At 67.0% G+C, this 17,876-nt stretch carries 16 protein-coding genes, 3 tRNA genes and 1 pseudogene; 17 read left to right on the forward strand and 3 right to left on the reverse strand.

Annotated elements, in window-relative coordinates; translation table 11 throughout:
- The 6 genes and pseudogenes from BDIM_RS04320 to BDIM_RS18375 all read left to right on the forward strand — a co-directional run.
- Positions 1–758: MotA/TolQ/ExbB proton channel family protein (locus BDIM_RS04320; RefSeq protein WP_040345001.1), on the forward strand; the 758-nt coding region annotated here is incomplete at its 5' end.
- Between the two features lie 5 nt (positions 759–763).
- The gene (locus BDIM_RS04325) at positions 764–1,195 is read left to right on the forward strand and encodes an ExbD/TolR family protein (protein ID WP_040345002.1); all 432 of its coding nucleotides are present in this window, start codon (positions 764–766) and stop codon (positions 1,193–1,195) included.
- Positions 1,196–1,212: 17 nt separating this feature from the next.
- Positions 1,213–1,929 (forward strand): energy transducer TonB, encoded by a 717-nt coding sequence (locus tag BDIM_RS04330; protein ID WP_050796617.1) that lies wholly within the window; start codon positions 1,213–1,215, stop codon positions 1,927–1,929.
- Positions 1,930–2,111: 182 nt separating this feature from the next.
- On the forward strand, positions 2,112–2,870 hold the full coding sequence (locus BDIM_RS04335; protein ID WP_040345004.1) for a M48 family metallopeptidase: 759 nt from the start codon (positions 2,112–2,114) through the stop codon (positions 2,868–2,870).
- Positions 2,871–2,962: 92 nt separating this feature from the next.
- Positions 2,963–3,039: transfer RNA gene (locus BDIM_RS04340), tRNA-His, on the forward strand.
- Between the two features lie 47 nt (positions 3,040–3,086).
- Positions 3,087–3,485: pseudogene (locus tag BDIM_RS18375) on the forward strand (methyltransferase domain-containing protein); the annotation flags it as partial.
- 229 nt (positions 3,486–3,714) lie between these two features.
- On the opposite strand, the gene BDIM_RS04345 reads toward BDIM_RS18375, so the two are convergent.
- Entirely contained in the window at positions 3,715–5,586 is a 1,872-nt protein-coding gene (locus BDIM_RS04345; protein WP_040345006.1) for a patatin-like phospholipase family protein, read from the reverse strand.
- Between the two features lie 79 nt (positions 5,587–5,665).
- Here BDIM_RS04345 and BDIM_RS04350 point away from each other — a divergent pair, with 79 nt between their 5' ends.
- The 9 genes from BDIM_RS04350 to BDIM_RS04390 all read left to right on the forward strand — a co-directional run bounded on the left by BDIM_RS04350 (position 5,666) and on the right by BDIM_RS04390 (position 15,554).
- A complete protein-coding gene (locus BDIM_RS04350; RefSeq protein WP_003164353.1) occupies positions 5,666–7,258 on the forward strand; it encodes a carboxyl transferase domain-containing protein in 1,593 nt (530 codons plus the stop codon).
- Between the two features lie 113 nt (positions 7,259–7,371).
- Complete coding sequence (locus BDIM_RS04355; RefSeq protein ID WP_143276805.1) at positions 7,372–7,854, forward strand: hypothetical protein; 483 nt, start codon at positions 7,372–7,374, stop codon at positions 7,852–7,854.
- Positions 7,855–7,922: 68 nt separating this feature from the next.
- Positions 7,923–8,825: an enoyl-CoA hydratase-related protein gene (locus tag BDIM_RS04360; protein WP_003164354.1), complete on the forward strand. Its 903-nt coding sequence runs from the start codon at positions 7,923–7,925 to the stop codon at positions 8,823–8,825.
- Positions 8,826–8,834: 9 nt separating this feature from the next.
- On the forward strand, positions 8,835–10,838 hold the full coding sequence (locus BDIM_RS04365; RefSeq protein WP_003164355.1) for an acetyl/propionyl/methylcrotonyl-CoA carboxylase subunit alpha: 2,004 nt from the start codon (positions 8,835–8,837) through the stop codon (positions 10,836–10,838).
- A complete protein-coding gene (locus BDIM_RS04370; protein ID WP_003164356.1) occupies positions 10,835–11,173 on the forward strand; it encodes a hypothetical protein in 339 nt (112 codons plus the stop codon). The genes BDIM_RS04365 and BDIM_RS04370 overlap by 4 nt, the downstream gene beginning before the upstream one ends.
- Positions 11,174–11,215: 42 nt before the next feature.
- Positions 11,216–11,611, forward strand: coding sequence for a DUF1489 family protein (locus BDIM_RS04375; RefSeq protein WP_040346543.1), 396 nt, complete (start codon positions 11,216–11,218; stop codon positions 11,609–11,611).
- A gap of 63 nt (positions 11,612–11,674) precedes the next feature.
- On the forward strand, positions 11,675–13,042 hold the full coding sequence (locus tag BDIM_RS04380; RefSeq protein WP_003164357.1) for an MATE family efflux transporter: 1,368 nt from the start codon (positions 11,675–11,677) through the stop codon (positions 13,040–13,042).
- A 77-nt stretch (positions 13,043–13,119) separates the two neighbouring features.
- Positions 13,120–14,829 carry a methionine--tRNA ligase gene (metG, locus tag BDIM_RS04385; RefSeq protein ID WP_003164358.1) on the forward strand — a complete coding sequence of 570 codons (1,710 nt, stop codon included), beginning with the start codon at positions 13,120–13,122 and terminating at the stop codon, positions 14,827–14,829.
- Between the two features lie 11 nt (positions 14,830–14,840).
- A complete protein-coding gene (locus BDIM_RS04390; protein WP_040345009.1) occupies positions 14,841–15,554 on the forward strand; it encodes a 2OG-Fe(II) oxygenase in 714 nt (237 codons plus the stop codon).
- A gap of 52 nt (positions 15,555–15,606) precedes the next feature.
- Here BDIM_RS04390 and BDIM_RS04395 read toward each other — a convergent pair whose 3' ends face one another.
- Together BDIM_RS04395 and rlmB are read right to left on the reverse strand one after the other, a co-directional pair.
- A complete protein-coding gene (locus tag BDIM_RS04395; RefSeq protein ID WP_003164360.1) occupies positions 15,607–16,461 on the reverse strand; it encodes a TerC family protein in 855 nt (284 codons plus the stop codon).
- Between the two features lie 72 nt (positions 16,462–16,533).
- Entirely contained in the window at positions 16,534–17,412 is an 879-nt protein-coding gene (gene rlmB, locus BDIM_RS04400) for a 23S rRNA (guanosine(2251)-2'-O)-methyltransferase RlmB (protein WP_076224801.1), read from the reverse strand.
- A gap of 149 nt (positions 17,413–17,561) precedes the next feature.
- On the opposite strand from rlmB, the gene BDIM_RS04405 reads away from it, so the two are divergent.
- Both BDIM_RS04405 and BDIM_RS04410 read left to right on the forward strand, forming a co-directional pair.
- Positions 17,562–17,645: transfer RNA gene (locus BDIM_RS04405), tRNA-Tyr, on the forward strand.
- 96 nt (positions 17,646–17,741) lie between these two features.
- Positions 17,742–17,815 (forward strand) — tRNA-Gly (locus BDIM_RS04410).
- Positions 17,816–17,876: the final 61 nt, after the last annotated feature.

Raw genomic sequence — 17,876 nt, forward strand, 5'->3', positions numbered from 1 at the left:
CCGCCGCCCCGGCTGCAGACGCAGCTGCTGAAGCCCCCGCTGAAGAAGCCGCCGCCGGCGGTCACGGCGGTGCGGGCCTGACCCCGATCGCCATGTTCATGATGGCGCACCCGGTCGTTAAGGTCGTGATGGCAGGCCTGGTCCTGGCCTCGATCTTCTCCTGGACGCTGCTGCTCATCAAACTGGTTGAGTTCAGCTCGCTGACCAAGAAGACCAACCGCTTCCTGGAAGAGTACCGCGGTGCTCGCAACCTGGCCGACATCCGTCGCCTGGCCACCTCGGAAGAGTTCGACGGCAACCCGCTGGCCGACATGGCTGCTGCGGCCACCGGCGAAATCGAACTGTCGCGTCAAGCCGGTCTTGATGTGACGGGCGCTCACCGCGATACGACCGTCGCTCGCGCCGGCAACGCCGTCGGCGCCGTGCAGGGCGGCATGGGTATCCGCCTGTCGGGCGGCCAGCAGTTCCTGGCTTCGGTCGGTTCGGGCGGTCCGTTCATCGGTCTGTTCGGCACCGTTTACGGCATCATGAACTCGTTCATCGGCATCGCCGAGTCGAACACCACCAACCTGGCCGTCGTTGCTCCGGGTATCGCTGAAGCCCTGCTGGCTACCGGCATCGGTCTGTTCGCGGCTATCCCGGCGGTTATCTTCTATAACTACTTCAACACCCGCATCGCTTCGTACGGCGCTCGTGCTGACGGCTTCAACGCCGAGCTGATGAACTCGATCTCGCGTCAACTCGACAAGGGGGCGTAAGACGGATGGCCGCCAAACTTTCCGGTTCCGGCGGCGGCAAGTACACCGTCGAGGCGAACAGCGAAATCAATGTCACGCCTTTCGTGGACATTATGCTGGTTCTCCTCATCATCTTCATGGTGGCGGCTCCGCTCGCCACCGTGTCGGTGCCGGTGACACTTCCACGCGCCGTCGCTCCGCCGGCCGTCAATCCGCCCAAGCCCGTCTTCATCTCCATCCAGAATGGCGGCGAAGTGTACGTGGGCGATTTCCCGACGTCGGTCGCCGCTCTGGGCGATGACCTGAGGACCCAAATCGGAACGCGTAATCCGGACGAAGAGCGGATCTTTATCCGCGCTGACCAGCAGACGCGTTACGGGGACTTCATGCAGGTCATGAACGCCTTGCAGGATAATGGTTTTTACAGTGTCGCCCTGGTTGGCGAAGATCAATCGTAGGGGGCGTGACTCAAAGCATGACTGCTGAACCTCACGAGCACCGCGACCCTCTGCTTGACGCACCCAAGAAGAAGAAACTCTCGACGGGTGCGATGGTCGGGATCGGCGTCTCGGTGATCGTCCACGTTCTTGCAGGTGTCTACCTGTACAAGAGCAAGTTCGAACTCCAAGAGTTCAACTACGTGGACGAGGCTGTGGACGTGGAGTTGATGGAGGCCCCGCCTCCGCCGCCTCCGCCTCCGCCGCCGCCGCCGCCGCCGCCGGATACTCCTCCGCCGCCGAAGCTTCAGGTGCGCGAGCCGGTCGTCAACACCTCGGCGCCTCCGCCGCCGGTGACCTTGCCGATCGAGCCGACGAAGAAGGAAGACCGCGTCGAATACACGGGCCCGCCCGTGATCGTCCCTGGTCCTCCGCCTCCGCCGGCGCCGCCCGCGCCGCCGCGTCCTTCGGTCATCACCAACCCGCAGTGGGCTCGCCCGCCGCGTCCGACTGAACGGGACTTCCCGCAACGCGCTCTTGATCGCGGCGTGGGCGGTTCGGCCACGGTCGAATGCACGGTGACCCCGAGCGGGAAGCCCGAAGGTTGCCGCGTCGTCTCGGAAGAGCCGTCGGGCATGGGCTTCGGCTCTGCGGCCGTTCGCATCGTCCAACGCGGGCAGCTTTCGCCCCGTACGGTCGATGGCGCTGCAACGAACGCCAAGTTCGTGGTCCGGGTGCCGTTTAACCTGGACTAAGCGTGCGACCGCACTGAACGAAAAGAAGCGCCTCGAGGTTTCGCCTCGGGGCGCTTTTTTCATGTGCTGAAGCCCGGACGCTGAGGCCCAATGAATGGGCGATGGAACGCACTTTGCGGCGTCAGGCATGGAGCCGGGCAGCCCGCCTGTGCATTATGGCCCTGAACTGTTCCGGAGGATCGATGTCTCGCAAGCCCCTTATGCTCGCCTTGGCGATCACCACTGGCGTCTTGGGCGCTGGGGTCGGCGCCTGCGCCTATAATGAGGCCCTGGGCCGCAATCAGCTGGTCTTCATCGACGACGGCGTGCTGGTCCAGCAGTCGCAGGCGGCCTGGGCCGAGACGCTGCGGACGCAGAAGGTGTCGAACAATGCGGCGCAGAACGCCCGGGTGCGCCGAGTGGGCGATCGCATCGTCCAGGCCGCGAATCTGACCAACCGCCATTGGGAGTATGCGGTCTTCGACGATTCCACGCCGAACGCCTTCGTCCTGCCGTCGGGCCATATGGGGGTGACGACGGGTCTGTTGGCCATCGCCAAGAACGACGACCAGCTGGCGGCCGTGATCGGTCACGAGGTCGGCCACGTCATCGCCCGTCACGCCGCCGAGCGCGCCTCGACCACCCAGACGACGGGCCTGATTCTGGGCGCCGTTCAGAGCCAGGCCGGGGACTACAGCCAGGCGGTTCAGGCCTTTGGCGGCATGGGCGCGCAATTGGGCGTCCTGTTGCCGTTCTCGCGCAGCCACGAGCTGGAGGCGGATCGGCTGGGCGTCGATTACATGGCGGCGGCCGGGTACAAGCCGTCGGAATCGCTGGCCCTGTGGCGCGCCATGGCTGAAGGACGGCAGTCGGGGACGCCGGAGTTCGCCTCAACCCACCCGTCGGACCAGACCCGTTTGATGCAACTTCAGCAGTATATCGCCAGCCGTGGTTGGAACTGACGGGGATAAACATAAAATCCTGCGCGAGGACGAAATGGCCGCTTGCCCCCGACGGCGAGGCCCGCTAGAGAACCGCCCTCGCGCAGAGATGTGCAGCCTTAGCTCAGCTGGTTAGAGCGCCGGTTTGTGGAGCCGGAGGTCCTCAGTTCAATCCTGAGAGGCTGTACCATTCTCCCTCGAATCGCTTCTTGCGATAGTCGAGGGAGAAGTATGACGATGACGTCGCCGGCGTGGGATCCCCAGCAATACAACCGTTTCGAGCGCCAGCGTGATCGCGCAGCCATCGATCTGCTGTCGCAGCTTCCAGACGATCTGGAACCGCATGAGATCTGGGACATCGGTTGCGGCACGGGCCAGCATGCGGCCCTGTTGAAACGGCGCTGGCCGGACGCGCGGGTGCATGGGCTGGATTCGAGCGCCGCCATGCTGGAACAGGCGCGGGGCCTGCCCGATGATGTGGACTGGGTGCAGGGCGACCTTGAGGCCTGGAAGCCCGCCGCCCCGGTGGATCTGATCCTGGCCAACGCCTCGCTGCAGTGGGCGCCGGATCATGCGGAACTGTTCCGGCGGCTGACCGAGGCGCTGGCGCCGGATGGGGTGCTGGCGGTGCAGATGCCGATGGCCTGGGAGACGCGGCACCACACCCTGATGCGCCAGACAGCGGCGGACGGCCCGTGGAGCGCGCGCCTGAAGGGCGTCGACACCATCCAGCCGCTGCTGGCGGCCGAGGCCTATTACGACGCGATGGCGGACCTGTGCGAGGAGGTCGACGTCTGGTCGACGACCTATCTCCACGTCTTGGACGGCGAGAACGCCGTGCTGGAGTGGATGAAGGGCACGGCCCTCAGGCCTTATCTGACCGCGCTTTGCGAAGACCCAGCCAACCGCGACGCCTTTCTGGCGCGCCTGGCTCAGGTGTTGGGTGAGGCGTTTCCACGACGTCCTGAGGGAAGGACTCTTCTGCCATTTCCTCGACTGTTTCTTCTGGCGCGCCGGTCCGGCGGCGGCGATGCAGGGTCTCGACCGATCCGTTGAGACTGTCGAGGGCCGCGCGGGCGGCCTCATACCCAGCCGCGACGCCGGGTTCATAGGCTTTCCAGTCGCGGATATCCACGCCGTCGAGCGTGGGCAGGATCAGCAGGTCCGTCTCGGCGCGGGCCTGCATCCGTTCGGCCTCGCTGGACAGGGTGGCCGAACGCATCAGGATGGAGACGATCGGGGGGCCGCGTTTCCACGCGCCCGACAGGATCCAGCGCCACCAGGAGGGAGGATCCTCTAGAGCCTTGGGGTCGACGCCGCGTGACTGCGATACGTCGACGCCGACCACGGGGCCTCTGTTAAGCCGCCGCATGACGTCGCTGGGGAAGTTTCGCAGCACGGCGCCGTCGACCAGCACCTGACCGTTCATCACCACCGGCGGCATGACGCCGGGCAGGGAGATGGAGGCGCGCAGGGCGTGACGCAGCATGCCTTCGCGATGCACCTCCAGCTTGCCCGAGGTCAGATTGGTCGAGACGGCGAAGAAGGGCAGCAGCATGTCCTCCATCTGCACATCGCCGAAGGCCTCCTTCATCAGCGCCTTGACCTTGCGAGCGTGTGTCATGGCGATAATGGGCGGCGCGATGTCGGCCAGGGGATCGGCCAGGACGAAGGCCTGTCGGATGTGATGCTCCAACTCTTCGTCCGACCAGCCCAAGGCGGGCCCCGCGGCGATGACCGCCCCCATGGAAGCACCGCCGATGAAGTCGATGGGCGTGCCCGCCTCGCGCAGCGCCTTGAGCGCGCCGATGTGGGCATAGGCGCGGGCGCCCCCGCCCGACAGCACCACGCCCACGGCCGAGCCGGTGATCAGGCGCGCGATCCGCGCCGTGTCGTCGAACAGGCCTTCGACCGCGTGGAACCAGCGGCCGGGCTTCAGCGCGTCCAGCCAGACGCGGGTGTTGCTGGGGCGCGGCATCCGCGGATCGCGCAGCAGGATCAGGTCGGTGCGCTGTCCTGCGTCGTCCCAGTCGTCGGCGACCGGCGGGGCAGGGGGCGGCGGTCGGTCGGCGGCCCCGACCAGGAACAGCCGGTCCACCTGGCGCGCGCACAGGGCGGCCCAGTTCGGTTCGTCCGCCTCGGCGACGTAGAGGACGTAGTCGTGGGCGTCTTCAACCCGAGAGAACCATTCGGCGGCCGAGGCCAGGGCCGAGCTGTCGATGACGTGGCAGGTGCTGCCCTGGGCCTCGACGGCGCGGGCCACGCGCTCGACGAAGGCGCGGATCGGCCTGTCGCGGGCCGAGACGAAGCCGAAGACGTTCGGTTCCGCGCCGCCGCTGCGCTCGCGGGCGCGGCTCAGCATGATCTGGCCCAGTTCGGACATCAGCATGGGATCGTTGCGCGCGGCGTCGAAGAAGGCCTCGCGCGGCAGGGCCAGAACGTCGCTGTCGCGCAGGGCGACCACGTCCGACATGTGGGAGGTGCCCGCTAGCATGGCCAGTTCGCCGACCGGCTCGCCGGGTTTGATGACGGCGGCCATCTGCGGAACCCGCGCGTCGTCGCGGCGGAAGACGCCCAGACGCCCGGCGCACAGAAGATAGAGGGTGTCGGCCGGATCGCCGACCGAGAACAGCCGCTCGCCTCGCGTCAGGGCGAACCAGCTGGCGCGGCTGTCCCGCGCGTCCTCGAAGGCGCGTGACAGGGCGGCGGCGAGCGTGTCCGGTCGAAGCGGGGCCATGAAGGGGAGATATAGCGGATTTCGCCTTCGGTGAACCGAACGGCTTCCCCCCGAGGCGGAAGCCTCCTAAACCTTGGGCATGCCCAAGCTGATTTCCGCCGTCGATCGCAACAGTCCTGCTTTCAAAACGCTGGATGCGCACAATCGCGCCCTGCGGGACGAGCTTTATGAAAAGGTCGCCAAGGCCGCGCGCGGCGGCTCTGACGCCAGCCGCGAGCGCCATGTGGCGCGTGGCAAGCTGTTGCCGCGCGACCGGGTCGAGCGCCTGCTGGACCCCGGCTCGCCCTTCCTGGAGGTCGGCCAACTGGCCGCCAACGGGATGTATCGCGACGAAGCCCCCGGCGCGGGCATGATCTGCGGCGTCGGCCGGGTGTCGGGCCGCGAGGTGATGATCGTCGCCAACGACCCGACGGTGAAGGGCGGCGCCTACTTCCCCATGACGGTGAAGAAGCATCTGCGGGCGCAGGAGATCGCCGAGCAGAACAATCTGCCGTGCGTCTATCTGGTCGATTCCGGCGGGGCCAACCTGCCGCACCAGGCCGAGGTGTTTCCGGATCGTGACCACTTCGGCCGCATCTTCTTCAATCAGGCGCGGATGAGCGCGCGGTCGATCCCGCAGATCGCCTGCGTCATGGGATCGTGCACGGCGGGCGGCGCCTATGTGCCGGCCATGTCGGACGAGACGGTGATCGTGCGCAATCAGGGCACCATCTTCCTGGCCGGTCCGCCGCTGGTGAAGGCCGCGACCGGCGAGGTCATCTCGGCCGAGGAACTGGGCGGCGCCGAGACCCACGGCCGCAAGTCCGGCGTGGTCGACCATGTGGCCGAGAACGACGAGCATGCGCTGGAGATCGTGCGCTCCATCGTCGCCAATCTGAACACCACCAAGCCCCAACCGCTGGACGTGCGCGAGCCGCGCGCGCCTGCTTATGACCCGGCCGAACTATACGGGATCATCCCTGAGGATGTCCGCGCCCCCTATGACGTGCGCGAGGTCATCGCCCGCATCGTCGACGGCTCGGAACTGGACGAGTTCAAGGCGCTGTACGGCACGTCGCTGGTGTGCGGCTTCGCCCGCATCTGGGGCCAGCCGGTCGCCATCCTGGCCAACAACGGCGTCTTGTTCTCTGAGAGCGCCCAGAAGGGCGCGCACTTCATCGAACTGGCGTGCAAGCGCAAGATTCCGCTGCTGTTCCTGCAGAACATCTCGGGCTTCATGGTCGGCGGCAAATATGAAGCCGAGGGCATCGCCAAGCACGGCGCCAAGCTCGTCACGGCCGTCGCCTCGGCTGAGGTGCCCAAGTTCACCGTCCTGATCGGCGGGTCGTTCGGCGCGGGCAACTACGGCATGTGCGGCCGGGCCTACAGCCCGCGCTTCCTCTTTACCTGGCCCAACAGCCGCATCAGCGTCATGGGCGGCGAGCAGGCGGCCAGCGTTCTGGCCACCGTCCACCGCGACGCGGACACATGGACCCCGGATGAAGCCGAGGCCTTCAAGGCGCCGATCCGTCAGAAGTATGAGGACGAGGGCAACCCCTATTACGCCACCGCCCGCCTGTGGGACGACGGGGTCATCGATCCGGCCCAGACGCGCGACGTTCTGGGCCTGGCCATCAGCGCTTCGTTGAACGCCCCGATCCCGGAGACGACCTTCGGCGTGTTCCGGATGTAAGGCAATAAATTGCACGGTGTTCAAAAAACGACTTGAAGCCGCATCGCGCGGCTGAGAGTGTCGCGTCGGCGATCTCGATGTGGGATCAGAATCTGCACGACAAGGACAGTGACATGAAGAAAACTGCAGCTCTCATCGCCCTGACCGCGCTGCTCGCGGCCTGCGGATCGCAGGCCGATTCCAAGGCCCCGGCGACGGTCGAAGCCGCGTCTGAGGCTGCGACGCCGCAGACCGAGCCGGTCTCTGCGGCCGAAGAGGCGGCCGCGCGCGCGGGCGAGCCGTCCGAAGCGGTCTTCCCGGTCGGCTATCGCGGCAATTGGGATTACAGCGACGACGGTTGCGCCAAGGACGAGAGCGGCACGCGCTTCGTCATCACGGCCAATGAGATCAAGGGTTATGAGGACACCTCCAAGCTGGTGGCTCTGGAGACCCTGCAAGGCGAAGGCGACGCCATCCGCGTGGTTCTGGAGAACCAGTCGTCGGACGGCGACCAGACCCTCGTCCAGACCCTGCGCCTGTCGCCGGTGGCGGGCGTCTCGCTGCGCGTCGAGCAGGACGGCAAGACCGTTCGCGCCAACCGCTGCGATCCTGTTTAATCGCCTTCTTACCCAGCGAGGGGGAGAGGGATGACGTTTAAAGCGTTCTATCGGCCAAGGAGCCCATCATGACTGACCAGAAGCCGACCGAAGAAGAGCTGAACGCTCTGGACATCACCGACGCCGAGGCGGCGGAGATGAACGCCATCGCACACCCCTTCGTCGCCGATGCGGCGCCGGACGCCAACGACGATCTGGTGCAGATCGACGCCACGGCCGACGGAGTGGTTTTCGTCACCATCAACCGTCCCGAGAAGAGGAACGCTTTCGACGCAGCGACCATCGCCGCCCTCTATGAAGCGTTCGAGACGCTGCACGGCGCCGACAAGGTGCGCGTAGTCTTCATCCGTGGCGCGGGCGGGACGTTCAGCGCGGGCGCAGATCTGAACTGGATGCGTTCGGCGGCCGACTGGTCCGAAAGCGACAACCGCGACGACGCCATGGGTCTGGCCAAGATGCTGAAGGCCCTGCACGACGTGCCGGCCCTGACGGTGGCCCTGGTCGAGGGCGCGGCCATGGGCGGCGGGGCGGGCATCGTCGCCGCCTGCGACATGGCCGTGGCCGTCGAAGGGACGCGCTTCGCCTTCTCGGAGGTCAAGCTGGGTCTGATCCCAGCCACCATCGCCCCCTATGTCATCGAGGCGGTCGGCGCGCGCCGCGCCCGCCAGCTGTTCCTGACCGCCAACATCTTCGACGCCGACTACGCCGCCCATGCGGGGTTGATCGACATGGTCCTGCCCGAAGGTTCGGTAGACGAGTTCATCTCCATGCTGACCGACAGCCTGTCGGCCAATGCGCCGGGCGCCATGGGCGACGCCAAGCGCCTGGTGAACGACGTGGCGGGCGAAGAGATCGACAACCGTCTGCTGGAAGAGACCGCCAAGCGCATCGCCCGCGCCCGCGTCTCGGCCGAGGGCCAGGAAGGCGTCCGCGCCTTCCTCGACAAGCGCGCGCCGAACTGGGCGCAATAAGGTAGTCTGATGTTCAAGTCCGTCCTGGTCGCCAATCGCGGCGAGATCGCCTGCCGCGTCTTCCGCACCGCCCGCCGCATGGGCCTGCGCACCATCGCCGTCTATTCCGAGGCCGACGCTGACGCACTGCACGTGCGTGAGGCCGATGAGGCGGTGCTGATCGGTCCGGCGGCGGCGCGCGAATCCTATCTGGATGCGGCCAAGGTGCTGGCGGCGGCCAAGGCGACGGGGGCACAGGCTATCCACCCCGGCTATGGTTTCCTGTCCGAGAACGCCGACTTCGCTGAGGCGGTGGCGGCGGCAGGCATTGTCTGGATCGGCCCCAAGCCGTCCTCGATCCGCGCCATGGGCCTGAAGGACGCGGCCAAGAAGCTGATGATCGAGGCGGGCGTGCCCGTCACCCCCGGCTATCAGGGCGAGGACCAGTCGCTGGAGACCCTGACGGCCGAGGCGAACCGCATCGGCTTCCCGGTCCTGATCAAGGCGGTCGCGGGCGGCGGCGGCAAGGGGATGCGCAAGGTCGACCGCGCCGAGGACTTCGCCGAGGCTTTGGCGTCGGCCCAGCGCGAGGGGCAGTCGTCCTTCGGCGATCCGCGCGTCCTGATCGAGAGCTACATCACCCGCCCGCGCCATATCGAGGTGCAGATCTTCGGCGACAGCCACGGCAACGTGGTCCACCTGCATGAGCGCGACTGCTCGCTGCAGCGCCGCCACCAGAAGGTGATCGAGGAAGCCCCGGCGCCGGGCATGGATCAGGCCACGCGCGACGCCGTCACCGCCGCCGCCGTGCGCGCCGCCAAGGCCGTGGACTATCAGGGCGCGGGCACCATCGAATTCATCGCTGACGCCTCCGACGGGCTGAAGGCCGACCGCATCTGGTTCATGGAAATGAACACCCGGCTGCAGGTCGAACACCCGGTGACGGAAAGCATCACCGGCGTCGATCTGGTCGAGTGGCAGTTGCGCGTCGCGGCGGGTCAGCCGATTCCGCTGGCGCAGGAAAACATCCCGATGAAGGGCTGGGCGATGGAGGCCCGTCTCTATGCCGAAGACCCCGCCAACGGCTTCCTGCCGTCGATCGGGCGGCTGGATCACTTCGTCATGCCCGACGACATCCGCGTCGACACCGGCGTGATGCAGGGCGGCGAGGTCAGCCAGTTCTACGACCCCATGATCGCCAAGCTGATCGTCCACGAAGACACGCGCGAGGCCGCCGCCGCCCGTCTGGCCGACGCCTGCCGCGAGGTCGAGGTCTGGCCGGTGAAGACCAACGCGGGCTTCATGGCGCGTTGTCTGGACCATCCGCGTTTTGTCGAAGGCGACGTGGACACCGGCTTCATCGCGGCGGAGGAGGGGGCGCTGATCGCCCCGGCTCAGGTTTCCGTCCGCGCCCTGGCCGCTGCGGCGGGACAGATCGGGCTGGAGGCGGACGCCGCCGCCTTCGACGCGCCGGACAATGTGCTGGCGCCCGCCCGTGCGGGCCTGTTCGGCTTCCGCCTGAACGCGGCGCCGCAGGCGCATACGGCGGTCCACCATGACGGCGCGGCGCACGCCCTGACCCTGACCGGCGAGCCGGGCTGGTATGGGCGTTCTTCCAGCTTCACCGTGAGCGGCGAATTCGGCTCGGCTCAGATCTATGGCGAGCCGGGCGTGGTCGTGGTCGACGGCGAGGTCGTCAGCACCCTGTCGCCGGACGCCGGACGGGTGCTGGTGTTCGACGGCGGCGACGTGATCGAGTTCCACCGCCGTAAGTCCAGCGGTCCGGCGGGCGGTTCCGCCTCCGACGGCGGCCTGCGCGCGCCCATGCCGGGCAAGATCGTCGCCGCGCCCGCCAAGGCCGGGGACAAGGTGGCCAAGGGCCAGCCGGTCGTGGTGCTGGAGGCCATGAAGATGGAGCACGCCCTGACCGCGCCCTTCGACGGCGTGGTGTCTGAGTTCAACGTCGCCGTCGGCGATCAGGTCACGGACGGCGCGGTTCTGGCCGTGGTGAAGGCCGAGGGCGCGGGCGAATGATCCTTGCGGCGATGATGGCTACGGCGCTTCTGGGCGCCGATCTGAGCGACATGCCGACGGAATCGGCGGCGGATCTGCAATGCATGGGCCTGCTGGCGGTGGCGATCGACGATCCGGCCGCCTCGGAGGAGCTCAAGCAGCAGTATACCGGCGGGATGATGTATTATCTGGGCCGTCTGGAAGGCCGCGATCCCGCGCGGAACTGGATCGGACGGATGCTGGAATATACGGACTCCACCCCGGTCCAGCAGGTGCGTTCGCACAGCCAGCGGTGCGGACAGGAACTGATCGCCAAGGGGCAGGAAATCTTCACCCAACTGGATCGCCAGCCCTGAGCCGGGCTGGCCTTCGTGGCGTCGGATGACTAGTTGGGCTTCATGCCCCTGCACATGATCAAGCTCTGCGTCGGCGTGGCCGAGGTCGAGACGCTGGAAGCGAACGCGGCCCGGTCCGACTGGCGCATCGTCCACACCCGCATGACGCCCAAGCGCGCCGCCGAGATCGAGGACGGCGGCTCGCTGTACTGGGTCATGAAGGGCTCCGTGACCTGCCGCCAGCGCATCCTCGAGATCATGACCATAGGCGAGGGCAAGGCCAGCCGCTGTGAAATCAAGCTGGACAGCCAGGTCATCCGCACTGCGCCCCTGGCCCGGCGGCCGTTTCAGGGCTGGCGCTATTTCGAGAAGGACGTGCCGCCGGACCTCTCGGTGGCCGAGCCGACGGACCTGCCGCCTGACCTGGCGCGCGAGCTGCGCGAGCTGGGCGCCTGGTAGGCGCCTGAACCGGCCGGAAAATCGATTGACCCGCGCCTGCGCGCGTGGCTGTTGCGGCGTCCGATGGTCCAGTCCCTGTTTAGCTTCCATAATCGCGCCACCCTGTCCGAGCTGCTGAAGCTGGCCTGGCCGGTCGTGCTGGCGCGTCTGGGCATCATGACCATGGGCCTGACCGACGCCATCGTCGTCGGCCACTACGCCAGCCGCGAGCTGGCTTACCACTCCCTGGCCTGGGCGCCGTCCTCGGTCGTGCTGACCACGGCGGTCGGCCTGATGATGGGCGTGCAGGTCATGACCGCCCGTCTGCTGGGCGAGGGGCGCGGCGATGAGGTCGGCGCGGTCCTGCGTCGCGGCATGACCTACGCCCTGCAGATCGGTTTTGTCGCCATGATCGGCCTGCTGCTGCTGGGGCCGTTCGGCCTGGTGCACATGGGGCTGGAGGACGGCCTGGGCGAGGGCGCGACGCCTGCCCTGATGGTCTTCGCCCTGTCGATGCCGGCCTATCTGATTTCGATTTGCGCCCTGTTCTTCCTTGAAGGACTGCATCGGCCCAAGGCGGGCATGGTGGCCATGTGGGTGGCCAATGCGGTCAACCTGGCGCTGAACCTGCTGCTGGTGCCGGACATCCTGGGCATCGGCCTGGACGGCGCCGTGGCCTCGGCCTGGGCGACGTTCGGCGCGCGGGCGGCGCTGGCGATCTTCCTGGTCATCTTCATTCTGCGCCTGCCCGAAGCGCGCGCCTGGGGCGTGTTCAACAAGCCCAAGCGCGACAAGGCGGTTGAAAGCCAGCAGATCAAGGTCGGTCTCGGCGGCGGCGCGTCCAACTTCATCGAGGTCGGGGCCTTCGCGGCCATGACCCTGTTCGCCGGTCAGTTGGGCGCGGCCGAGACCGCCAGCTGGGCCGTGGTCATCAACGTCTCCGCCATCGTCTTCATGGTGCCCATGGGCCTGTCGTCGGCGACGGCGGTGCTGGTCGGCCGCAGCTACGGCGGCGGCGATCGAGCGGGCGTCATGCGGGGCGGCCTGGCGGGCGTCGGCGTGGTGACGGTGCTGGCCTTCATCATCGCCATCGGCCTGTGGCTGACCGCACCGCTAGTGGTCGGCGCCTATACGACCGACCCGGCGATCCTGGCCATCGCGGCCCCGGCCTTGGCGCTGGCGACTCTGTTCTTCGTCGCCGACGCCCAGCAGGTGGTCGCCGCCCAGGCGAACCGCGCGGCGGGCGACGTGGTGTGGCCGACGCTGATGCACCTGCTGTCCTATGGTTTCATCATGATCCCGCTGGGCTGGTTCCTGGCGCATCGGATGGGCGTGGACGGCCTGGTCTGGTCGGTGATCGTCGCCAGCCTGATCTCGGGCGCGCTGCTGACCGGGCGGTTCGTGCGGATCGCGCGGCGTCTGCCGACGGCAAGGGCGACGCCTGTCTCATAGGCGTCCGGCCCATAAAAGGTGACGACTGGGTTTGCGCCCTCTATATCCGACGCCTCCCTGTCAGACGTTGGAAGATCATGTCCCGCATCCTCATCACCTCGGCGCTGCCCTACATCAACGGCATCAAGCACCTGGGGAATTTGGCCGGGTCCATGTTGCCCGCTGATGTGTGGGCGCGCTTCATGCGGGCGCGCGGCCATGACGTCCTCTATGTCTGCGCCACCGATGAGCACGGCACCCCGGCTGAATTGGCCGCCGCCGCCGCCGGTCAGGACGTCCGCACCTATTGCGACGAGCAGCATCAGGTTCAGAAGAAGGCCGCCGACGCCTTCAGCCTGTCGTTCGACATCTTCGGCCGCAGCTCCAACGCTCCGAACACCCGCCTGACCCAGCACTTCGCCAAGGTGCTGGAGGAGCGCGGCCTGATCGAGGAGCGCGTCGACCGGATGATCTATTCGATCGACGACGCGCGCTTCCTGCCCGACCGCTATGTCGAGGGCACCTGCCCGCATTGCGCCTATGAAAAGGCGCGCGGCGACCAGTGCGACAACTGCGGCCGCCTGCTGGACCCGACCGATCTGATCAATCCCTATTCGGCGGTGTCGGGCAGCCGCAATCTGGAGGTCCGCGACACGCGCCACCTCTATCTGCTGCAGACCAAGATCGCCGATGACGTGCGCGCCTGGGTCGACGCCCGCTCGCCCCAGTGGCAGCCGCTGGCGCGCTCCATCGCCTATAAGCATCTGGACGAAGGCCTGATCGACCGCGGCATCACCCGCGACCTGAAATGGGGCGTGCCGGTCGTCGGTCCCGACGGCGGTCCGCGTCCGGGCATGGAGGGCAAGGTCTTCTACGTCTGGTTCGACGCCCCCATCGAATACATCGGCGCGACCGAGGAATGGGCGGAGCAGACGGGCGGAAACTGGCGTTCGTGGTGGCGTCTGGACGAGGGCGCCGAAGACGTGCGCTACGTCCAGTTCATGGGCAAGGACAACGTCGCCTTCCACACCGTCAGCTTCCCGGCGACCATCCTCGGCTCGGGCGAGCCGTGGAAGACGGTGGATCAGCTGAAGGCCTTCAACTGGCTGAATTGGTACGGCGGCAAGTTCTCGACCAGCATGGGCCGGGGCGTCTTCATGGACCAGGCGCTGGAGCTGCTGCCCGCCGATTATTGGCGCTGGCACCTGACGGCCTATGGGCCGGAACACTCCGACGCGGCCTTCACCTGGGAGCAGTTCCAGTCGACGACGAACAAGGATCTGGCCGACGTGCTGGGCAACTTCGTCAACCGCATCGTCAAGTTCACGGAATCCAAGTTCGACGGCGTCGCGCCCGAGGGCGGCGAACCGGGCGCGCTGGAAGAGAAGCTGGCGGCTGACGTCAAGGCGGCTCTGGCCAGCCTGACCTATGAGTTCGAGGCCATGGAGTTCCGCAAGGCGGCCCAGGCGGCGCGCGCCCTGTGGGTGCTGGGCAACGAATATCTTCAGGAAGCCGCCCCCTGGACGGCGCTGAAGACGGATCGCGAACGCGCCGCCGTGGTCGTGCGCACCGGCCTGTCCCTGGTCGCCCTGTTCGCCCGCGTCACCGCGCCTTTCATGCCCGAGGCGGCGGCTCGCATCGCCGCCACGGTGGGCGCGACCGACCTGTCGTGGCCGGACGTCGAGGGCGACCTGCTGAATCTCGTTCCCGCCGGGCAAGCGGTCGCCGCCGCCCAGGTGCTGTTCGCCAAGATCGAGGACGCTCAGGTCGCCGAGTGGACCGAACGTTTCGGCGGCGCCGAAGGGTGAGCGCCGGGGCTATGCTCCCTGCCTTGAATGCGGTGTCGTCGGATCGGCGCGCCGCCGTTCGCGAACGCCTGCTGCGGACCGGCCGCGCCCAGGTTGAGGGCATACTGACCGAGCCCTCGGCCGCCGCGCTGTATGATCTGGCGCGTGAGGCGGATTACAACGCCGTGACGCGGAGGGGGACCGGCCATGTCGACCTGCCATCTGCGTGGCTGGCGTCTCTTCAGCCGGATCAGAAGCGTGGACTGGGAGAGGCGATCCAGAAGTCGGCGGCAGCGGATTTCCAGTATCTGTATGACAACTATCCGGTGTTCGACCTGGTGCAGGACGGTCTTGCCGAGGCGCCTTGGCGAGCCCTGGCGGCCTTCCTGAATGGCGATGACTTTCTGGGGCTGATGCGAGAGCTGACGGGAGAAGAGCGCATCGCCATGGCCGACATGCAGGTGACGCGTTATCGCGCGGGGCACTTCCTGACCGAGCATGACGATCACGCCGAAGGGAAGAACCGTTACTTCGCCTATGTGCTGAACCTGACGCCTGGTTGGCGGATCGACTGGGGCGGGCTGCTAGCCTTCCATGGCGAGGACGGCAATGTGGCCGAGGCCTTCACGCCGCGCTTCAACACGCTGAACCTGTTGCGGGTGCCGACGCCGCATTCGGTGACGCAGGTGGCGCTGTCCGCCGGCGGCGATCGGATTTCGATCACGGGTTGGTTGCGTGGCCGCTGAGGCGATGGCCTGAACATGAGAAAGGCCCGGATCGCTCCGGGCCTTTCGTATTTCAGGAGGCGGGTTGAGCGGGCTCGACCGTCTGCGGCGGCGGATCGCGTCGTTCGCGACCGCCGGGCAGGGCGTGAGGCGTGTGCGAATCCGCGCCCTTGCCCGTGTGCTTCATATGCTTGGCCTGCTCCTCTGCGCCGATGGCGAGGAAGGCCGGCGCCGAGGCGTTGAACTGATCGGCATGGCCGGTGCGGACGATCACTGAACGCCCGCCGTCCCAGATCATGTGCAAGGCGACGTAGAGAACGATGGCCAGGCCGACATAGGCGATCCAGCGATAGCGGTTCAGCAGCTTGGCGATGAAGGTGGCGGCTAGCCCCATCAGGGCGATGGACAGGATCAGGCCGAACACCATGATCCAGGGATGTTCGTGACTGGCGCCGGCTACGGCCAGGACGTTGTCCAGGCTCATGGTCAGGTCGGCGATCATGATTTGGATCAGGGCGGCGCCGAAGGTCTTGCGCTTCAGGCCCAGCTCTTCGGGCGAAGGACCGCCGCCGTGTTCGATGGCCATGGCGCGCTCGATCTCGGCCTCGGCCTCGGCCTGGTCGTGGGTGGCCTGCTCGCGCAGCTCTCGCCACATCTTCCAGCACACCCACAGCAGCAGGAAGCCCCCCGCCAGCAGCAGGCCGACGATGGCCAACAGCTGGACGGTGATGAGCGCAAGCCCGATGCGCATGACGACGGCGGCGGCCAGGCCGATCAGGATGGCCTTGCGGCGCTGTTCCTGGGGCAGGGCGGCGGCGGCGAGGCCCACGGCGACGGCGTTGTCGCCGGCCAGGACCAGATCGATCATCAGCACCTTGCCGAGGGCGGAGGCCTGACTGACCAGTTCGGGGTTCGAGAGGAAGTCCATGTCGGACTCTTAGAACTCGACAGCCCCCGCGCCAAGACGCCGCAGGGGCGAGTTGACGCGGGGGATCAGTTCCTAGCTCGCTCTGCCTTGGGCGCGGGCGGCTTCATACAGGGCGATGGCGGCGGCGTTGGAGACGTTCAGACTCTCGAAACCGCCGGGCATGGGGATGCGGGCCATGGCTTCGCAGTGTTCAGCCACCAGGCGGCGCACGCCGTCGCCTTCCGAGCCCATGACGATGACGGTCGGTCGGGCGTCCAGCGCCTGTTCCAGCGTCAGATCCGATTCGCCGTCCATGCCGATGGCGCGCCAGCCGTAGTCGGCCAGCTTCTCCAGCGCGCGGCTGAGATTCGTCACGCGGGCGCAGGGCAGGCGTTCGGTCGCGCCAGCCGAGGCCTTGGCCAGGGCGCCGGCCAGGGCGGGGGAGTGGCGGTCCTGCACCACGATGCCGCGCGCGCCGAAGGCCAGGGCCGAGCGGAAGATGGCGCCGACGTTCTGGGGGTCGGTCAGCTGATCCAGCATGACGATGACGCCTTCAGCGGGTTCTGCCAGATCTTCCAGGGCGACGCCTTCCAGCGGCTGGACCTTGAAGGCCATGCCCTGGTGCACCGCCCCGGCGGGCAGCATTCGGCCTAGGGCGACAGAATCAACCACTTCGATTCGGTGGCCGTTCGCCAGATTCTCGCGCTGAATCTCTTCGGCGCGGTCTTCCGTGACCATCAGGCGGCCGCTTCCGCGACGTGCAGGATTCGCCAAAGCGGCCAAAACCGGATGGCGTCCCCAAAGAAAATTATCGGCGTCCGGGCGCGAACGGGCCGGTTTTCGCTCTGTCTCACCGCCGCCGCGTCCTTGCGTGGCGGGCGTTTGAGGCCGATCCAGACGGCCTTCCCCCCTCTTTTGGAAAGATTGTTTTTTACCGGTTTTCCGGTCGTTGCGTTCTCGAAATGACGACACTATAAGACGGCCTCCGATTTGGGCCCCAGGGCTTTCGGTTCAGGCGCTTCCTCTACTGCAGGCGTCGCCCGACAGCGAAGGCTTTCGTCGCGGAATGATCGAAAGATTGTTTCCGGCGTTTCCAGACCGGCATTGACATAAGGCGCGCTGGGGGAATGTCCCGAGCGGCAAAGGGGGCGGACTGTAAATCCGCTGCGTAAGCTTCGCAGGTTCGAGTCCTGCTTCCCCCACCACGCGCCTTCAATGCCTGACGGGCCGGGAGTCCAGATAGGAATCGGGTGCGGAACCGTCGCTCTTCAATCGAAGGGCGGTGCAACCGCATTCTTCGTGCGGGTATAGCACAATGGTAGTGCAGCAGCCTTCCAAGCTGAGGATGTCGGTTCGATCCCGTCTACCCGCTCCAGGTTTATTGAACTGAGCACAAGCGCCCCTCCGCTCCGGACCCGGGCCACAGGAGTTTGGCC

This window comes from Brevundimonas diminuta ATCC 11568 (assembly GCF_000204035.1).
Classification (GTDB): domain Bacteria; phylum Pseudomonadota; class Alphaproteobacteria; order Caulobacterales; family Caulobacteraceae; genus Brevundimonas; species Brevundimonas diminuta.

Bases quoted from the DNA above. Each gene is read 5' to 3' on its own strand.
- BDIM_RS04325 (WP_040345002.1), top strand. From the start codon at position 764: ATGGCCGCCAAACTTTCCGGTTCCGGCGGCGGCAAGTACACCGTCGAG.
- BDIM_RS04330 (WP_050796617.1), top strand. From the start codon at position 1,213: ATGACTGCTGAACCTCACGAGCACCGCGACCCTCTGCTTGACGCACCC.
- BDIM_RS04335 (WP_040345004.1), top strand. From the start codon at position 2,112: ATGTCTCGCAAGCCCCTTATGCTCGCCTTGGCGATCACCACTGGCGTC.
- BDIM_RS04345 (WP_040345006.1), bottom strand. From the start codon at position 5,586: ATGGCCCCGCTTCGACCGGACACGCTCGCCGCCGCCCTGTCACGCGCC.
- BDIM_RS04350 (WP_003164353.1), top strand. From the start codon at position 5,666: ATGCCCAAGCTGATTTCCGCCGTCGATCGCAACAGTCCTGCTTTCAAA.
- BDIM_RS04355 (WP_143276805.1), top strand. From the start codon at position 7,372: ATGAAGAAAACTGCAGCTCTCATCGCCCTGACCGCGCTGCTCGCGGCC.
- BDIM_RS04360 (WP_003164354.1), top strand. From the start codon at position 7,923: ATGACTGACCAGAAGCCGACCGAAGAAGAGCTGAACGCTCTGGACATC.
- BDIM_RS04365 (WP_003164355.1), top strand. From the start codon at position 8,835: ATGTTCAAGTCCGTCCTGGTCGCCAATCGCGGCGAGATCGCCTGCCGC.
- BDIM_RS04370 (WP_003164356.1), top strand. From the start codon at position 10,835: ATGATCCTTGCGGCGATGATGGCTACGGCGCTTCTGGGCGCCGATCTG.
- BDIM_RS04375 (WP_040346543.1), top strand. From the start codon at position 11,216: ATGCCCCTGCACATGATCAAGCTCTGCGTCGGCGTGGCCGAGGTCGAG.
- BDIM_RS04380 (WP_003164357.1), top strand. From the start codon at position 11,675: ATGGTCCAGTCCCTGTTTAGCTTCCATAATCGCGCCACCCTGTCCGAG.
- metG (WP_003164358.1), top strand. From the start codon at position 13,120: ATGTCCCGCATCCTCATCACCTCGGCGCTGCCCTACATCAACGGCATC.
- BDIM_RS04390 (WP_040345009.1), top strand. From the start codon at position 14,841: ATGCTCCCTGCCTTGAATGCGGTGTCGTCGGATCGGCGCGCCGCCGTT.
- BDIM_RS04395 (WP_003164360.1), bottom strand. From the start codon at position 16,461: ATGGACTTCCTCTCGAACCCCGAACTGGTCAGTCAGGCCTCCGCCCTC.